General features: G+C 58.9%; 13 protein-coding genes. All 13 read right to left on the reverse strand.

The features are described 5' to 3' along the window. Positions 1–13: 13 nt before the first annotated feature. Positions 14–715, reverse strand: coding sequence for a PIG-L deacetylase family protein (locus tag DRW39_RS04265; RefSeq protein WP_116105717.1), 702 nt, complete (start codon positions 713–715; stop codon positions 14–16). Beyond that, a complete protein-coding gene (locus tag DRW39_RS04270) occupies positions 712–1,977 on the reverse strand; it encodes a glycosyltransferase family 4 protein (protein WP_116105718.1) in 1,266 nt (421 codons plus the stop codon). The genes DRW39_RS04265 and DRW39_RS04270 overlap by 4 nt, the downstream gene beginning before the upstream one ends. Before the next feature lie 2 nt (positions 1,978–1,979). Next, positions 1,980–2,849 carry a sugar phosphate isomerase/epimerase family protein gene (locus DRW39_RS04275; RefSeq protein ID WP_116105719.1) on the reverse strand — a complete coding sequence of 290 codons (870 nt, stop codon included), beginning with the start codon at positions 2,847–2,849 and terminating at the stop codon, positions 1,980–1,982. Then, the gene (locus DRW39_RS04280; protein ID WP_116105720.1) at positions 2,849–4,327 is read right to left on the reverse strand and encodes a YcaO-like family protein; all 1,479 of its coding nucleotides are present in this window, start codon (positions 4,325–4,327) and stop codon (positions 2,849–2,851) included. Before DRW39_RS04280 ends, DRW39_RS04275 begins: the two co-directional genes overlap by 1 nt. Continuing rightward, a complete protein-coding gene (locus tag DRW39_RS04285) occupies positions 4,320–5,162 on the reverse strand; it encodes a hypothetical protein (protein ID WP_116105721.1) in 843 nt (280 codons plus the stop codon). The genes DRW39_RS04280 and DRW39_RS04285 overlap by 8 nt, the downstream gene beginning before the upstream one ends. After that, complete coding sequence (locus DRW39_RS04290) at positions 5,153–6,148, reverse strand: Gfo/Idh/MocA family protein (protein ID WP_116105722.1); 996 nt, start codon at positions 6,146–6,148, stop codon at positions 5,153–5,155. The genes DRW39_RS04285 and DRW39_RS04290 overlap by 10 nt, the downstream gene beginning before the upstream one ends. Next, on the reverse strand, positions 6,142–7,278 hold the full coding sequence (locus DRW39_RS04295) for a methyltransferase domain-containing protein (protein WP_116105723.1): 1,137 nt from the start codon (positions 7,276–7,278) through the stop codon (positions 6,142–6,144). The genes DRW39_RS04290 and DRW39_RS04295 overlap by 7 nt, the downstream gene beginning before the upstream one ends. After that, positions 7,266–8,204: a hypothetical protein gene (locus tag DRW39_RS04300; protein WP_116105724.1), complete on the reverse strand. Its 939-nt coding sequence runs from the start codon at positions 8,202–8,204 to the stop codon at positions 7,266–7,268. Before DRW39_RS04300 ends, DRW39_RS04295 begins: the two co-directional genes overlap by 13 nt. Positions 8,205–8,210: 6 nt before the next feature. Beyond that, complete coding sequence (locus tag DRW39_RS04305) at positions 8,211–9,458, reverse strand: inositol-3-phosphate synthase (protein WP_198664784.1); 1,248 nt, start codon at positions 9,456–9,458, stop codon at positions 8,211–8,213. Between the two features lie 231 nt (positions 9,459–9,689). Further along, positions 9,690–12,158, reverse strand: coding sequence for a PKD domain-containing protein (locus tag DRW39_RS04310; RefSeq protein ID WP_116105725.1), 2,469 nt, complete (start codon positions 12,156–12,158; stop codon positions 9,690–9,692). Between the two features lie 112 nt (positions 12,159–12,270). Then, entirely contained in the window at positions 12,271–12,486 is a 216-nt protein-coding gene (locus DRW39_RS04315; protein ID WP_116105726.1) for a PspC domain-containing protein, read from the reverse strand. A 41-nt stretch (positions 12,487–12,527) separates the two neighbouring features. Next, complete coding sequence (locus DRW39_RS04320) at positions 12,528–13,121, reverse strand: pseudouridine synthase (protein WP_116105727.1); 594 nt, start codon at positions 13,119–13,121, stop codon at positions 12,528–12,530. Positions 13,122–13,127: 6 nt separating this feature from the next. Continuing rightward, positions 13,128–14,849, reverse strand: a complete 1,722-nt coding sequence (locus DRW39_RS04325; protein ID WP_116105728.1) for a dynamin family protein — start codon at positions 14,847–14,849, stop codon at positions 13,128–13,130. Between the last annotated feature and the right edge of the window lie 64 nt (positions 14,850–14,913).

Here is a 14,913-nt window from a genome sequence, read left to right on the forward strand (position 1 = left end):
ACCGTTGAAATGGTTAGGAGACCGGAGGTTTCGCAAAGTATTCCGTATCGCCCAATAATTCCTCCATAGTCTTGTCATCACCAAATTGAAAACCAACTTGCGTCCGGTACGCCCGACAGGCAGCAAACTTGGCCGTAATGGACGCCCAACCCGGATAAAAGCAATATGCGTCTTTTAACTTTGACGCATACTGCCCCAGATGCCGGCGCGTGTAAGGTTGGTCGTAGTACTGGAGGTATTGAGTAGCCGGAAATTGATCGCGTATCGCTGCTACCGCCAGTACGACCTGTACATGATCCGCATGGTTCCCGGCACCGTAGGGATACACAATGGTTTCCGGTTTTGCCGTTTGCAATACTTCTATCAACCTGGCAATCAGATCATCTTTCACCCCAAGGTCCGTTTCATGAATACCGGCAAACAGATCGGCGGCTGATTCGTAACCCCGGTGCGGAGCCTCGGGCAGATCCCACCATTCGTGCTTCGCGCCAAGCAGATCCATCGCTTCGGCATCCTCCTGCCGGCGGATGGCCATGTAGTCTACTGCCGGAGACAGCCCTTTGTCCAACTGGCAGGCTAAAGCAAAACCCTCCGGTTCCGCCACCGAACGCGTAAAGCAGGTGACGACCGTCACAGAACCCGCCCGCTGGCTAGCTATCCATCCGCCGCAGCTGAATGCGGCATCGTCCAGATGAGGACTTAGCACCAGGATCACAGTAGATGGGGTTCGGTTCGGAAACGACAGGTCAGATCCTGCGACTCTACCCCCTCATCCATCGTGATGATCGACTGCCAGTCACGATCCACCTCCTGGCCGATCAATTGGCGGTAAAGCTGCTCCATACTAGCTGCGACCACCGGCCAGCTATACTTTTGCTCTACCTCACGCAGGGCCGTTGCGGCCAGCCGGTAACGTAAATCGTCATTCGTGAGCAGGGAGCGGGTGGCATCGACAAGTGCTTCGACATCGCCCGCCCCGACCAGCAATCCGTTCTCGCCGGAACGCACGCAATCCACCACCCCTACGGTTCGGGTGGACACAACCGGCAGGCCGCTTGCCATAGCTTCCAGTATGGTATTCGAAAAGCCTTCGGCGTAGGTAGGACTCAGGAATATATCCCCGGCGTGGTAGCGAGCGGGGGCATTCACGTAGTCGGCTTCCCCCGGAAATTCCATCCTGTTATCCAATCCCAAATCCTCTCCTAACTGCCGTGTAGCCTCGAAGTCCGGTCCGATCCCCGAGACGATCAACCGCAGATCGAATCCTTCATCGATCAGCGCCTTCCCCGCGCGAATAAAGTCCAGACTTCCCTTCCGGCTATCCACTCGTCCGTGGTACAAGAGCCGTGCTGGCGACCGCAGTCGGCCTAATTCGCCGCCGCGGGGAGTGAAGAGGTCCGTATTCGTTGCCCCGGGAATGATGGTGAACCGGTTAGGACTTACCCCATGGTTCTCCACCACTTCGGCCCGGAAACTTTCACACCCGATTACCAGTCCCATACTATGCTTCAGCACCGCCTGCATGGCCCGATTATGGGTCTCACAGCAAAGTCCTACCCAATGGCCGTCGCCCCCCTGGATAGAAACGACGTTGGGAATATTGAGTAACCTGCTTACCTCCAGGGCGGCCAGCCCGGTAGGGTAAGCGTACTGAGCGTGAACCGCGTCAAAGGGTCGTTCTTGGTGCAGCGATACGGCGGTAGCCACCATTTTTCGCATGTCGGATTCAAAATCTGCCGGCGGAGCGCAGGCACCCAGTTCTTCGCCAACGGAGCGCAGACCCCGTACCTGCATCCATGGTTCTTCCGGCGGGGGGCCTCCCCCATATATCCGGACGCCGACCGGGTCCTCCCGGTATTGCGAGATCATCACCACCTCGTGGCCTCGTTCACTGAGGGCCTTTGTCAAATTGCGGGCGTAGACGCTCATGCCGGAAACGGCAGGGAAGTAGCGGCGGGAAATGAAACAGATGCGCATGATCAAGTAGTTTGCTTAGCGAGCGATTGCTCGACCTGACGGAGAAAAACGATGCTCTCGGGGATTGCCTGGTGCGCACGTGGGGATTCCCGACTTAACTCCACGCAAACCAGTCCCCCAAACTGCACGCGTTGCAGTGCCCGGACAAGCGGCGGAATGTCCATATCCCCTTCGTGCAGCGGCAGGTGGAAATGGACGCCGCGGTTCATCCCCTCGATCGATACCGTACCCAGCCGATCGGCATAGCGCTCTACGGCTTCCGCCGGCTCGCTTTCGCCGGTCACCCAGACGTGGCCGAGATCCAGTGCCAGCCTTAGCTCTTGTTGATACTCGCCGAGTTGCTCGCTGACGGCGTCATAGTCAGCGTTCGTTTCAATAAGCATGCCGGGTTCGGGTTCCAGACTGAGTACGACCTTCATTGACCGTGCGAATTGAAGCACCTCGCGCAGGCCAGCAAGCAAGTAATCGTGCGCATCCGCGGTAGTAAGGCTCGCCGGTTTGATCCCCGCCCAGCAGGATACGGTTTCGGCGTTGAGGATAGCGGCTATCTCAACCGCTCGCTTCAGAAAGGCAACACGACGGGCCCGTCCCGCCGGTTCGGGATGGAGGAGCGTGGGATCGTGTTTGCTAATCGGGTCCAGCAGAAAGCGAGCCCCCGTTTCGATCACGCATCCCATACCGTAAGCATCGAGCTTTTGGCGTAATCGTTCCGTCCGATCTTTCCAGTCGCGGGCAAATGGATCCAGGTGATGCCAGTCCAGCGTGAGGGCTACCCCATCGTACCCCGCCGCGGCCATCAGGTCGAGGGCATCGTCGAGCCGGTGGTTGGTGCAACCGTTGGTATTGTAGGCGTAGCGCAAGGCTTTACTCATCAGGACTCGACTGAAGTGTTGAAATAGCCCGTTTCTTCAGCCAGCACCGCGGCATGGGCGGTTGGCTCCCGGTAGAGGGCGTAGAGGGGATCGATGATCTCGTCGAGGTGGTCGGTATCCAGGTAAAAGGGGCCACCCATTTCGTGATTTATCTTGTCCGGCAACCTGACCTCCTTGCGACCACGGCCGGCCTTCCGGTGGAGCAGATGGAAGGGGTCTTCGGCCAGCAATCGCTGCACGCCACGCCTCCCGATGCGGTGGTAGCTGGCGAACTCCATCTCTATACCCGGCACGATCAGTTTGACGACTTCGCAGGCTCCCCGGGTCGTGACGGCTCGGAAGTAGTAGGGACGCAGGCCGCGGTCCTGTAGCTGCTTCAGCACGTATTCCCAGCGAGTCTTTACATCCGCGGCGGCGAAGGTCGGCAGGGAACCAAAAGGGACCAAAGTCTCCCGGCGAAAAACGGAATCTGCCAGCCGCTGCCTAAGTTGACCGGAATTTAGTTGGGTCCACTCATACATGGCACGCAGGGCGCGCTGCTCTTCTTCCCCCAAATGGATATCTCTCAACCTGGCTTCTGCACCTTCCGGAAGCAAATCGCGCTTATCGCGGAACGGCAGGTTGTCAAAACGCTTGCGGCTGTGGCTGCTGGCGCATTCAAGAATCGCCTTTCGCAGCGCGGTGGAGGTATCGGGATCGGCCGCCTCTCCACAGCCCGTAACGCTGAACGGAAAAGGGTCGTCCGTGGTATCGTCACCAACGGCGTACAGACTAACACATCCACAGGTGGTGCGGGCCACCTTAGGTATGACGTTGAGCCCACGGTCGGCGAGCGTACGCAGTAACTGCTTAATGTCTTCCGGAAGATGCTCTGTTTCGATCACCCGTCCGCGGTCCAGTGCGCGGAAACAATCCGCATTCCCGTCCCGCTGCAGGAGTTCCAACGCGCCGTGCAGGAGCGCGCGTTCCAGGGTATCGCCCGCTCCGCTTCCATTGCGAATACAGGTAGTCATCTTATGGGGGTAGTCGATTTGGCTATCGCTAGTCGCCACGAATTCGGCCGGGCACCAGTGCTTGCTTCCGTCATCGATCGCCGTTACGGGAACCCATACCAGGGGGGTGTCGTTATCGTAGTCGCTACCCGCGGGCAACACAAGTGTAAGGGGATCAATCACCCGATCCACACCGAAGTGAGTCACCAGCTCCCGGTAGCTGCCGTGCCGCTGCTCCAGTTCGTGGAAAGACAGGTCCAGGTGTAGTTCTTCGCAGAGTTCCCCGTATGCACCCAGGCGTGCGGCATTTTCAGTAGCTCCGTAGCCGATACCGTTGGCCGCGCCCCCTCCGTCGCGAAAGTGGTCGACACTGACCACCGGAATACCCAGATGGTCGAGGCCGTCGATACGGTAGTCCGTGATTCGACCGGGCGGCAAGGAGCTCCGGTACATATCGATTAGGGAAGCATAGTTCGTCTCAGACATAAGCTTGTAGTTCTTTCATTGGTACGGCGCGGGTATGTATTCCATTCTCCATCAGGTAATTGACCAAAGCCAGTGCAAGCTGTTGATCGACCCCCCGGCCAAGCTCGAAGGGCGTACACACATGCTGAAAATCAAATCGCCGAAAAACCTCCCGGTAGTGCTCCAACTCCCCGCGGGAAAGGGGTATGGAGTAATGGTAGCCCTTATGACAGCTCAGGGCTACCGTGTTGCCCTGCCCGTCAAAGTCAATCTTCAGGGCATCACCCAGGAAGAGGATCCGGTGCTTCGCGGCGTAGAGTGCCGTCTGCCCTTCGTAGTGGCCCCCAAGCCGCAGCATCTCGTAATCCCCATCGATTACGTAGTGGTCGTCGATGACGTGGTTGACCCGAAAAGCCTTCGTGTGCTGCAGATCCTCCCGGTGAATAATCAATTCGGGATCAAAGAACTCCTGCAGCTGCCACAGTGCTCCGTACCCGTGCGGGTGGCTGGCACCTAAGATCTTGACCCCACCCAATCGCTCCAATTGCTTGCGGGCATCTTCACTGTAAAAGGGCGCGGCCTCGAAGGCGATATTGCCTTTTTCCCGCTGGATCAGCCATCCGTGCGAGCCCAGGCCGAGTTGCGGCTCCGTCCAGAAATCCCACAGCCCGGGAAGCACTTCCCGCCATTGCGTGCTGTAACGGGCGGGTGCATCCTGAATGCGGAGGTAAGTGAAGTCTTCTTCAGGCAGCGCATTACGCACGTCCGTGCAGTTCGGACAGGCCACGGGTTCCCGCGTGTCAAACCAGAGGATCCAGCCTCCACAGTGTTCACAGGCATAGTGTGTCAGTGCCATAGCGTTTCGTTTAGTTGGCAGGATTCCAGCAATTCCGCCAGTCGTAGATCATCCGCCGGGGAGCGGCCTTCGTGCCGGGTGTCGCTGCACAGGGTAAGAAAGTAGTCGAGCTGGGCGGCAAAGGGAGACCGAGTGTTGTCGAAGGTGACCTCGGTTTCCACGGAACCCGTCTCGGCCGATATAAACCGTAGCTCGCCCCCCGCCTCCTGCCCCATGGTATTGGTAGCCAGGAACATGCCCTTGGTACCGAAAATTTCCAGTCGCCGGCGGGGAAGCGTTTCGGGTCGGTTATAACCTACGCTGAGACTGGCCAACGCTCCGCTACTAAGACGCGCCATCAGCATGCCCCCGTCGTCGACGCCGTAATCGTGGGCGACACGCTGGTACAGGGTGTGCAATTCCGTAATTCGCTGACCGCTCAAGTGCTCCACCAGGTCCAGGCCGTGGGGCGCCAGGTCAATTACCGCTCCGCCCCCGGCGCGATCGGGATCGATGCGCCAGTTGTCAGCACACCAGTCCGCTGGCAACCAACAAGCGTAGTCTATGCGGATCTGGGTAAGTTTACCAAGCGTACCCGCCGCAATCTCCCGGGCGATGCGTTCGTGGGCCGGATGGTACCGCTGGTCAAAGGCCGTAAGGAAACAGGACTTACTTCGTTCCGCGGCGGCCACGATTTGCATGGCTTCCGCGCAGGTGTGTGCCAGGGGCTTTTCGCAAAGCACGTGCAGTCCCGCCTCCAGACAAGCAACCGCGTGCGGCCGGTGCAGGTGATTGGGCGACGCGATGTAAACGGCGTCCAGGTCCGTTTCCCGTAGCATGGACTCGACGTCCACAAAGGTCCCGACGTAGGATGGCAGGCCCTCAAAATCCGCCGGGCGAACACTCACCACCGCACGCAGTTCCGCTCCGGGAGAAGCCTGTATGGCGGGCAGCATGTAGTCGCGCGCCACCCAGCCAAAGCCCACGATGCCGATGCGGGTCACCATTTGTCCGGTAGATTGATGGAATAACCTTGTCGATAATCCTGTTCGCGACTAAGCTCTTCTACCTGCGCCCCCGCCGCGACAATCCGACCGGCGGAAGTAACGGTTGCCCGACCGGGCACCGGAACGGGAATGGCTTTAGCGTCCATTTCATATTCAGCCCACCACTCCGCCGGGGGAGCCGGAAGGTTTGAGTCGGCGAGAACCGGGCTGCGGGTGTAAGTATCCGGTGCCGAAAAGCGTATCGGATCCTTCACCGCGTGTCCCTCGATCCAGCTTACCGCCGGGGAATCGTCACCGGCAGGTAGTAAGTCGGAGCCCGCATACCAAGCCGCTGCTACGGAGGCATCATCGTAGACCGGACCGGCGGCCATGGTGGCGTACAACGGTGTGTCGAGCCGGTACCCGGCAGCATGTCGTTCGGCAGTCGTGTGGACGTGACCGACGGCCAATCGACCGCCCGGGCCGGCAAGTGTCCGCATACGGCGAAGCGCTTGCTCTTTTTCCGGGAAAAAGTAAAAGGCATCGTGGCAGAATACCGTACACCCACCCTTCGCAACGGAGAGCGGACCCTGGGACACATCACCGCACACCAAGGGCCCGCGGACACCCATGTAGCGCCGGGCAAGCCATAGTTTCGAGAATACGATATCCATCCCGACCGTGGTCACCCCATTACTCTCCAGCTCCCGCAGAAAATGACCGATTCCGCAGGCTACTTCGACGACCACGCCGCCCTTCGGCACGCTGTGCTCCAGTAAGTATAGGCCCGAACGGAAAGTCGGGGAGCACCAGCGGTACGCGAAGTATTTCCCGACCGGTCCGTAATTCAGCGCCGTCATGGCCTTCCGCAAATTCAAGTTGGAATTGCGGAGCAGTTCCGTAAGCGCATCCTCATTCGGTGGTGGTGTAGGACTGAAGTCGTCCTGGTCGGCAAGCAAGAGCTTCAGCGCTTCGTCCCGACGGCCATGCTGTAGCACTTCAATCACCCGCTGCCGAAGTTCCTCTTTCGGCCGCAACCAGGGAATGCCGTCGACTACCGGCCAAAGACGCTCTCCATCGTCAAGGAGACCATCGGCGTTTGGATGCAGCCGTTCCCCGTTCAACGGGCTGTACAGTTTCAATCCATCCATAAGCCGGAAGCTTGTAACAGTTCCGACTGAAAGTCCTTTAGAGGCCCAGGATGCACCAGGTCGAGTTCGCCAAGCACGGTAGCGTCAGTGACCGCGGCTGCCCGGGTACGCCACTTGACATCCAGGACCCGATCCATTACATCTCCGGCACTGATCGCTTTTCCTTCGGGCCGAGCAATGGATTCATGGAAGGTCAGAGCGTGCCGTATCGCTTCGCGCTGCTCGGCATCAAAGTGCTGTAATGCTTCTCCGCGGCAACGATTGACGATGTCATCCAGGTCCGGACCAAGACAAATTTCCCCGGCAAATCCACAATCCGGCAGGTAGGCATTGTGCAGGTGGTGCGCCAGGCCGGCCAGGAAGACCGTTCCCCGGTTGCCACCGTACTGATCGGCCATAATCGCGGCGTATACGGCCGTAAGCAGACAGTGATCGGAGTGCATCTCGGGCGGCAACAGGACCAACCGTGGCCGGTCGGGATGGGTAGCGCCCGCCCGCGGCTGCCGACACAGGGCTTCCAGCGGCGCGGGTAATTCCCCCTCGCTCGGGTAACGTGGAGCGGTAAGCGCAGGAAGCATGCCGCTGAGGTGTTCCGACAGTTCGGTGTACAGCTCTTCCGAGATGGCATCCTCGACCGTCATCCGTAACGCCTCGCGCAGGATTTCTTCGGTCCGTTCCCCGGTCAGTCGGGCAACGGCATAGAAGCGACCATCCAGCCCAGGAAAGCGTACCGACAGTAAAGCTTTAAGCAGAACGTCGCGCGCGATAACGACTACATCCTCTCCGTTTATCCACCGGTGCCAGGAAAGCCGGAAAAGGTGGGTACTGATGGAGAATGGGTAGTGGGCCGGCTGTAACCGCTTCAAGTCCTGCAGTTCAGCGAATAGGGTGGCCGTCCGCTGGAGGGTGGGCTTAGCAACAACCATAATGAACTAGGCTACGGATTGCGAGGCCTGGGGTCCGGCGGTAGCCGGGGCAGCCTGCCGATCGTCTTCCAGCCACTGCATCAGGGCGATATGCTGCTCGGTGAAATTGTGATTGGGTTCGCGTCCGTCGGAGGTCATGGGCGCTTTGAAAAACACGCCGAGTTCTTCCACGACACCGCCGCGGCCGGTCCGTCCGGCCAGGTCCAGGCAGCGGGCGATTTCGATGGCCAGCGGGGCAGCCAGAATGCTGTCCTTACACAGGAAATTGACTTTGATCTGCATGGGTTGTCCGAGGAAGCCGTCCACGTCGATATTGTCCCATGCCTCTTTGTCGTCGCCCCGGGGGCGGTAGTAGTTTATTTTAACCACGTGGTCCTCTACGGGATAGCCCAGGCAGTTGGCCAGCACGTCTCCCTTCGTCCCGATCTTATTCTGCAGGGATCCAGGCTTCCGCAGGGCTTCACCGTCCCGGTTGCCGAGGATATTCGTACTGAACCATCCCCGAACCTTTAGCGCGCGGGCACGCAGGGCTGGTGCCAGTACGGTTTTGATATAGGTTTGCCCGGTCTTACCGTCCTTACCGGCTACGGGCACATTCTTTTCGGCGGCCAGCTTGCGCAGGGCCGGAATGTCCGCCGCCCGGCTGGGGGTGAAATTCCCATAGGGAATGCCTTCCTGAATACAGGCGTAGGCATATAGCATGGCCGGGCTAATTCCGGTGTTGTTTTCGTCCAGGGCGCGCTCAAAGGCGGTTACGGATTGGTAGATGTCGTCCGATATATCGATGGCGTGCTCCGTGCTCGCCAGGTTGATGACCACTACCCGGCCGCCGATCTCGCCGGCGAATTCGTGAATTTGATCGACAATTGTTTGAATCAGTTCGCGGTGGGTGCCTTTGCTGTCCTCCTCGCAGACCACCCCCTCGCAATAGTTCCGGTTACTGATGGCTTTCCAGGGGCGCATACCCGTCAGCGCGGGTTTGATGGATTCCAATTGGTCCGCCCGAAGCACCCGGTGGTTCGCGGCCGCGGCGTACAGGTCGTCCTCGAAAAGGTCCCAACCACGGAAGTAAATCTGTTCGTAATCCACGAGGTCGAGATGATCGAACTCAGCAAGCGGCAGACCGGTAGTATCCTGATCGCCCATGCGGATGAGCTCCGTACCGGCTACGGCCGTCGTAGCGACCGCACCGCCTAGTCCGACGATGGCGATTCCGAGGCGTTCGGGAGACGGAGTGGTTTGATTTTTTGTCAAAGTGTAATGGTATTTACCGCCGGCGCTACGCCGATGGACATGATATGTGATTTGCAGGCACCTAATAGCCGCTTGGTCATCTTGGTTCACAAAAACCAGACCACCGATCGGCCGCGCCGACGCGTGTTAATTGTTATGGTCGGCAAGTCATCAATGGAGCCTAATAACAACAGGAAAATAAGCCAAAAAGATATTTTCCTCCCTCGGTCAGCCAGCCATCCCAAGCGTGCCTTACTGTTTCAAAATGCGCAATCGTTTCGGACCTTTTTCGGTCAGCAGCTGAAGAAAATATACGCCAGCTGGGAACGGGGACAGGTCGACATGGTCGGTACTATCGAATACCCGGCGGCCGCGACCGTCATACACGGCCGCAATGGTAGCCGGCCCGCTTACGGTCACCCATCCGGTAGTTGGATTAGGGTAGACCGTTACCCCAATTGCTGCCAGTTCCCCGACGGAGGTAGTTCCCGTCATATTGATTTCCTGACGGAGGGTGTCCGTGCACGATGGCCCCGTCGCAACAAGCATGACCGTGTAGTTACTATCCTTGGCGTACCGGTGGACCGGATCGCTTTCCGTGCTGCTGTTGCCATCGCCAAATGTCCAGTAGCTGGAGATCGCGTCCACACTTTGGTTGGTCAGGGTGAGCCTACCATCCGCGATGGAATAGTCGAAGGCCGCCACCGGCGCATCGAATACGACTACCTGAATGGTGGTGGACGTGTCGTCTCCTACCGTATTCCCCAGCAACGTGAGGGTCGCCGTGTATACGCCCGGCCGGTCGTAGGTAACAACAGGTTTTTCCTCGGTGGAAGATTCGGGCGTGCCGCCGGGAAAATCCCAGCGCCGGGCACTGTAGCTTCCCTGACTGAGATCAAAGGGCGTAATGACCAGGGGCGGGCATCCCGTCGGATCTTTTTCGAGGATGAAGGCGCGGGTTGTCTCTCCGGGCCGGACAACACCGGCCGGTATCACCACATCTCCGCAGGCGCCATTAACCAACGTAACCTCGACGGTGTAGTCATCGACGGTTGCGTAGCGATGCCCGGCTTTGGCCTCGTCGGTCGTCAGAATAGTTCCATCCCCGAAATCGTAGCGGATAGCGTCATAGGCCCGTGGATTGACAAGGGTTACACCAACCGAGTCGCCGACCATTACAAGCGAAACGGAATCAGCCATCGCCGCAGCAGCGATGGTGAAAGATCCGGTTTGCCCAACGTACTCTTCCCCATCGAGGTAGAGCAGCTGGGTCAGGGTATACGCTCCGGGAGCGGCGCCGTTTACCGCAATACTTAGCCCGTTCGTGGTTTCGGTCAGGCCCAGTCCGGTCACATCCGGCATAATCGTCCATGCTACCCTGTCGGCCCCGTTGCTCTGGTCTGTCACCACAAGCGTCTGTCCCGGGCAGACCGTCTGCTTATCCAGTGCGAATCCACCTACCGGCCGCTTCAATTTGCGTTCTTGCATCCCGCCGTCCATGCCGGCCCCGGCCGGCCCGTCGGTGGCATCGCAGATGGCACTCCCGGTGCGCACTCCGGCCGGGCCACCCGAAGCATCGATTGCAGATACATCCAGGTTGAGTCCAGCAGGTACCAGCAGTCTACCGCCTGCTCCACCGCCGCCCGGTCCGAAGCACCGGTCGGATTGATTATTGGTATCGCCTCCGGATCCGCCGCGAAGGTCGATTATAGGGGAACCGTTAAGCTGATCGGCTATGAGCAGGACGGAGCCGGCCGCACCGCCCCCTCCCGCGCCGTCGCCATCCACGGAACGACCGGCGCTGCCGGCCGCCAGGATCCGGGCATTCGCTCCTACCTTGATGGTCGGCGCCCAAAGCACGACAATCCCACCTCCGTTGCCACCCCCGGCGTTGCTGGTGTTGTTGGCGTGCCCCGCTCCCCCACCCCCGCCGAAATAGAGGCGTTCGGTATCATCGGGCAGAGCGTAACCGCCAAGCCCGGGATACTGGCCGGAGCAACGAAAGGGTGAATTGGTTATGTTTTCGCCACCCGGACCACCAAGGGCCGCATTGGCACCGCCCCCGCCACCTGAGTTGTGGTCGTTTCCTCCACCACCTCCGTTCGCCGAAGGGGCACGGCCGAGTTCCCGCCCGCTAGGAATGCTCGTAACCCCTTCCCCGCGCCGGGTACCTTCGAAGCTTCCTTCGGCATAAGTATAGCCATCGGATGGAGAAAGGAAATTACAGTCGCCGGGCTTCTGAATGCCCGCCCCTCCGCGAAAGCCGCTTCCCGAGGCATCGAGCGTACCGTTCAGCGTCAATTGACCCGTTGCGGAAACAAAAAGGACGCCGCCCACGCTTCCGTCGTAGGCGGATGCCGAGAGATTGCCCACCGTACGCTCGGCCAGGCCGGCATCCGCCACCACCTGGGTGAAGGCGATATCGTATGCATGTAGCAGACCGGGGGAGATAAACACCGTGTCGCCCGCAATCCGGCTTACGCGGGTAAGATCGTAGTGCCCCGCTCCGTTCATGTCCAGTATCCGGCCGGCTTGCGACCCGCTATTCTCCGTAGTGGCTCCACCGTACTGATATACGAACAGAGCATCCCCGACTGCGACTTCACCCATAGCCGGCAGTCGGATAAAGCCCGCCTTGATCTCCAGGGGTTCGTGATACGTATTCTGAGCGATAAGGGTGAGGGAACAGCAGACGAGAGCGGCTAGGAATAGTGTCTTCAAAACGGGGAGTGATTAAGTAGGCTACACGGCGATCTGGTAAAGACCGGAAAAACAGGTAGCTATAAAACGGCTACGGGCAATAATTCTTACGCGCTTAAGCGGGCGGCCCGTGCTACAGGCCAATCTGTCGTCGCCCTTCCCGCAGGTACTCCCGGATGTTCAGCCAAAAGGCGATGAAGAAGTAAAAAAGCAGCGAGGAGCCCAGGGACAGGCAGGATAAGTAGATAAAGTAGATACGAACTCGGCTGCGCTGGATGCCCATCTTATCACCCAGCCAGGCGCAAACGCCAAAGGCCGAGTGCTCTAGTTTCCGACGAAATTCTTCCATAGACGGAGAAATTGTACACCAATTTACTCCATTCAAGCAGATTATCCGCGCGGAAGTTCAAGCGTGTCGTAGAGCCAACCACCGGCGACCTCCTTTACCGCCGCCTCGCCGACCGCGTCCAGGGTCACCCCCGCGATAGCATACCGCATCAATCGCAGTACCGGAAAGCCCACCGCCGCACACATTCTCCGCACCTGACGGTTTTTGCCCTCCGTCATCGTCAGGCTCAACCAGGTGTCCGGTATCTGCTGCCGCACGCGAATTGGTGGATCTCTGCGTGGGACCGCAGGTAAGATCCTTTCCACGGAGACAGGAAGACTCTGATGTACCTTTCCCTTAATTCGAATCTCGGGTCCGGCAGCCAATCGTTCGAGGTCTGCTGACACCGGGTCACCTTCCACCTGCACCCAGTACGTTCGCTGATGACCGTGGCGGGGGTGCAGCAGCCGATCGGTCAGCCGCCGGTCATTGGTCAGGATCAGGAGCCCTTCACTGTCACAGTCCAGTCGGCCGACCGAGTATACATCCTTCGGAAAATCGTGCAGATCCGCGAGCGTACGGTGCGTCGGCACCTCCCGGGTAAACTGACTGAGCACCCCGTACGGCTTATTCAACAGGTAGTATCGGTACGCCACGCCCGACTAAAGTTGCTGTTTCTGCGAAAGCTCGCCGAGCTGCTCGTCGACCTCCCGGTGGGTGCCCTCCAGAATGAGCAAATTCTTTTCTTCCCGTTCGAGCATTTCGTCGAAGCGGCTGAAGTTCGCCTCGATTCGCGTGCGCAGCGTACGGATGTAAGACTTTAGCCGGTCTTCCAGATCCTGGGCCAGCTGTTCCCGGCCGGAAGCGACCTCCTTTTCGAAGGTTTCAATGACACGCCGCCGCATCCCGCGCGTGCTGAAGCCGGTGAAGACGACACCGAGGGTCGTCAGGATACCACCCGTCACGTCGAGCAGCGGCAAACTGCTCAACGCCATCAGGATTACCCCCAGCGCGGCAACCCCGCCCCCGGCAGCCAGGTTAGGAGCCAGGTTCTGGCGGTCGCCCAGCAGGCTTTCGTCGGTGAAGTTTTCCGTTTTGCCGACGAAGCGGTTGAAGGCATCCTGCAGATCGCGCAGGATATTTTCCCGTCGCTCGGCGATGCTGCTGAAGAGTTCGTGGTCGTTGCGCAGGATGGTTTCACTGTTACGGATCTTCAGGTCGATGGTCTTGACCATGTTCTGGATACGTTCGGCCAGGTCTACAACCTGTTCGTTAAGCCGACCGCGTAGTTTGTTATTCAGGTCGGCTTCCAAATCCTTAGCGATGCCCTCGAGCCAGACTTTAGCGTTCGGGGTGCTGCCGAATTTGGAGACTACGCTGCGCTTGATCAGGCCGAACATACTGAGTCCCTTGCGTAATTCTTCCTCCTTTTCGCGGGTGATGTTATCGTAGGTCAGCAGCAAATTCTCGACCATGAGATCGACCTGCTTGTTGCTCTGGGCCACCTCGGTGTCGAGCGTTTCTCCGATGTCGGCCCGGAAGCGATTGTCCGCCTCGAATTGTAATCGCCGCACCTCCAGTCCCTCGGCGATCCGGCCGTTGATGGTCTGCGCGGTAAGGATGCTGTTGTTCAACTTCAGGCGCGGGGCCCGCCCGCCGGTGATATTGGCGGCGATGTATTCCCGCAACGCATCGAATCCGCTGTTTGCGACACCCAATTGCTCCTCGCGGGCGGACACCACGAAAACATTCGGTTCTTCGATGCCTTCCTTACGGGCCTTTTCGGCGACCCCGGCGGTGTTGACCTCCAGCTCGTTCGCGGTAGCCAGGTCCTTCTGTTGCAGGACGAAGACGGTCTTCTTGCGCCAGTCGCCGTGGATGTATTTAAAGAAGTCCCAGGCGGACTGCCGGTAGGGATTCTTTGCCTCGAAGACGAATACGATAAGGTCGCTGGCGGGAATGAACTGCTCGGTGATCTCCTGGTGGTGCTCCACAATGGTATTCGTGCCGGGCGTATCGACGATGGCGATTTCCCGCAGAATTTCAACGGGAAGAAATATCTTTTTGAGGTAGGGATTGACGGTTACCTCCCGGTGTTCTTCCCCGTAGATGATCTGCTGGATCGTATCCGTCATCGGCTGCGGGGCGGCCTTGGCGATTTCCTGACCGGTATCCAGCAGCGCGTTCACGAAGCTGGATTTGCCGGCCTTCACCTCTCCGACGATCACGAACATAAAGGGTTCGAAGATGCGATTCCGCAAATCACTCACGGTGTTGGCCATATCCTCGTGCCCGATGCGTATGGTCAGCTCGTGGAGTCGCTTGATGATTTCTTCCAGGCGCGCGCGGTCGGCCTGGAGGCCGGCGTCAATTAAATTGGACATGGTGACGAAGGTAAAGCAGCAAGGCTTAGTCCCGGAACGTTTTGACAAAGCCTAATACAAACCC

This window comes from Lewinella sp. IMCC34191 (assembly GCF_003390935.1).
Lineage (GTDB): Bacteria > Bacteroidota > Bacteroidia > Chitinophagales > Saprospiraceae > Neolewinella.

Excerpts from the sequence above, each read along its gene's own strand:
- DRW39_RS04270 (WP_116105718.1), bottom strand. The coding sequence starts at position 1,977 with ATGCGCATCTGTTTCATTTCCCGCCGCTACTTCCCTGCCGTTTCCGGC.
- DRW39_RS04275 (WP_116105719.1), bottom strand. The coding sequence starts at position 2,849 with ATGAGTAAAGCCTTGCGCTACGCCTACAATACCAACGGTTGCACCAAC.
- DRW39_RS04280 (WP_116105720.1), bottom strand. The coding sequence starts at position 4,327 with ATGTCTGAGACGAACTATGCTTCCCTAATCGATATGTACCGGAGCTCC.
- DRW39_RS04285 (WP_116105721.1), bottom strand. The coding sequence starts at position 5,162 with ATGGCACTGACACACTATGCCTGTGAACACTGTGGAGGCTGGATCCTC.
- DRW39_RS04290 (WP_116105722.1), bottom strand. The coding sequence starts at position 6,148 with ATGGTGACCCGCATCGGCATCGTGGGCTTTGGCTGGGTGGCGCGCGAC.
- DRW39_RS04295 (WP_116105723.1), bottom strand. The coding sequence starts at position 7,278 with ATGGATGGATTGAAACTGTACAGCCCGTTGAACGGGGAACGGCTGCAT.
- DRW39_RS04300 (WP_116105724.1), bottom strand. The coding sequence starts at position 8,204 with ATGGTTGTTGCTAAGCCCACCCTCCAGCGGACGGCCACCCTATTCGCT.
- DRW39_RS04315 (WP_116105726.1), bottom strand. The coding sequence starts at position 12,486 with ATGGAAGAATTTCGTCGGAAACTAGAGCACTCGGCCTTTGGCGTTTGC.
- DRW39_RS04325 (WP_116105728.1), bottom strand. The coding sequence starts at position 14,849 with ATGTCCAATTTAATTGACGCCGGCCTCCAGGCCGACCGCGCGCGCCTG.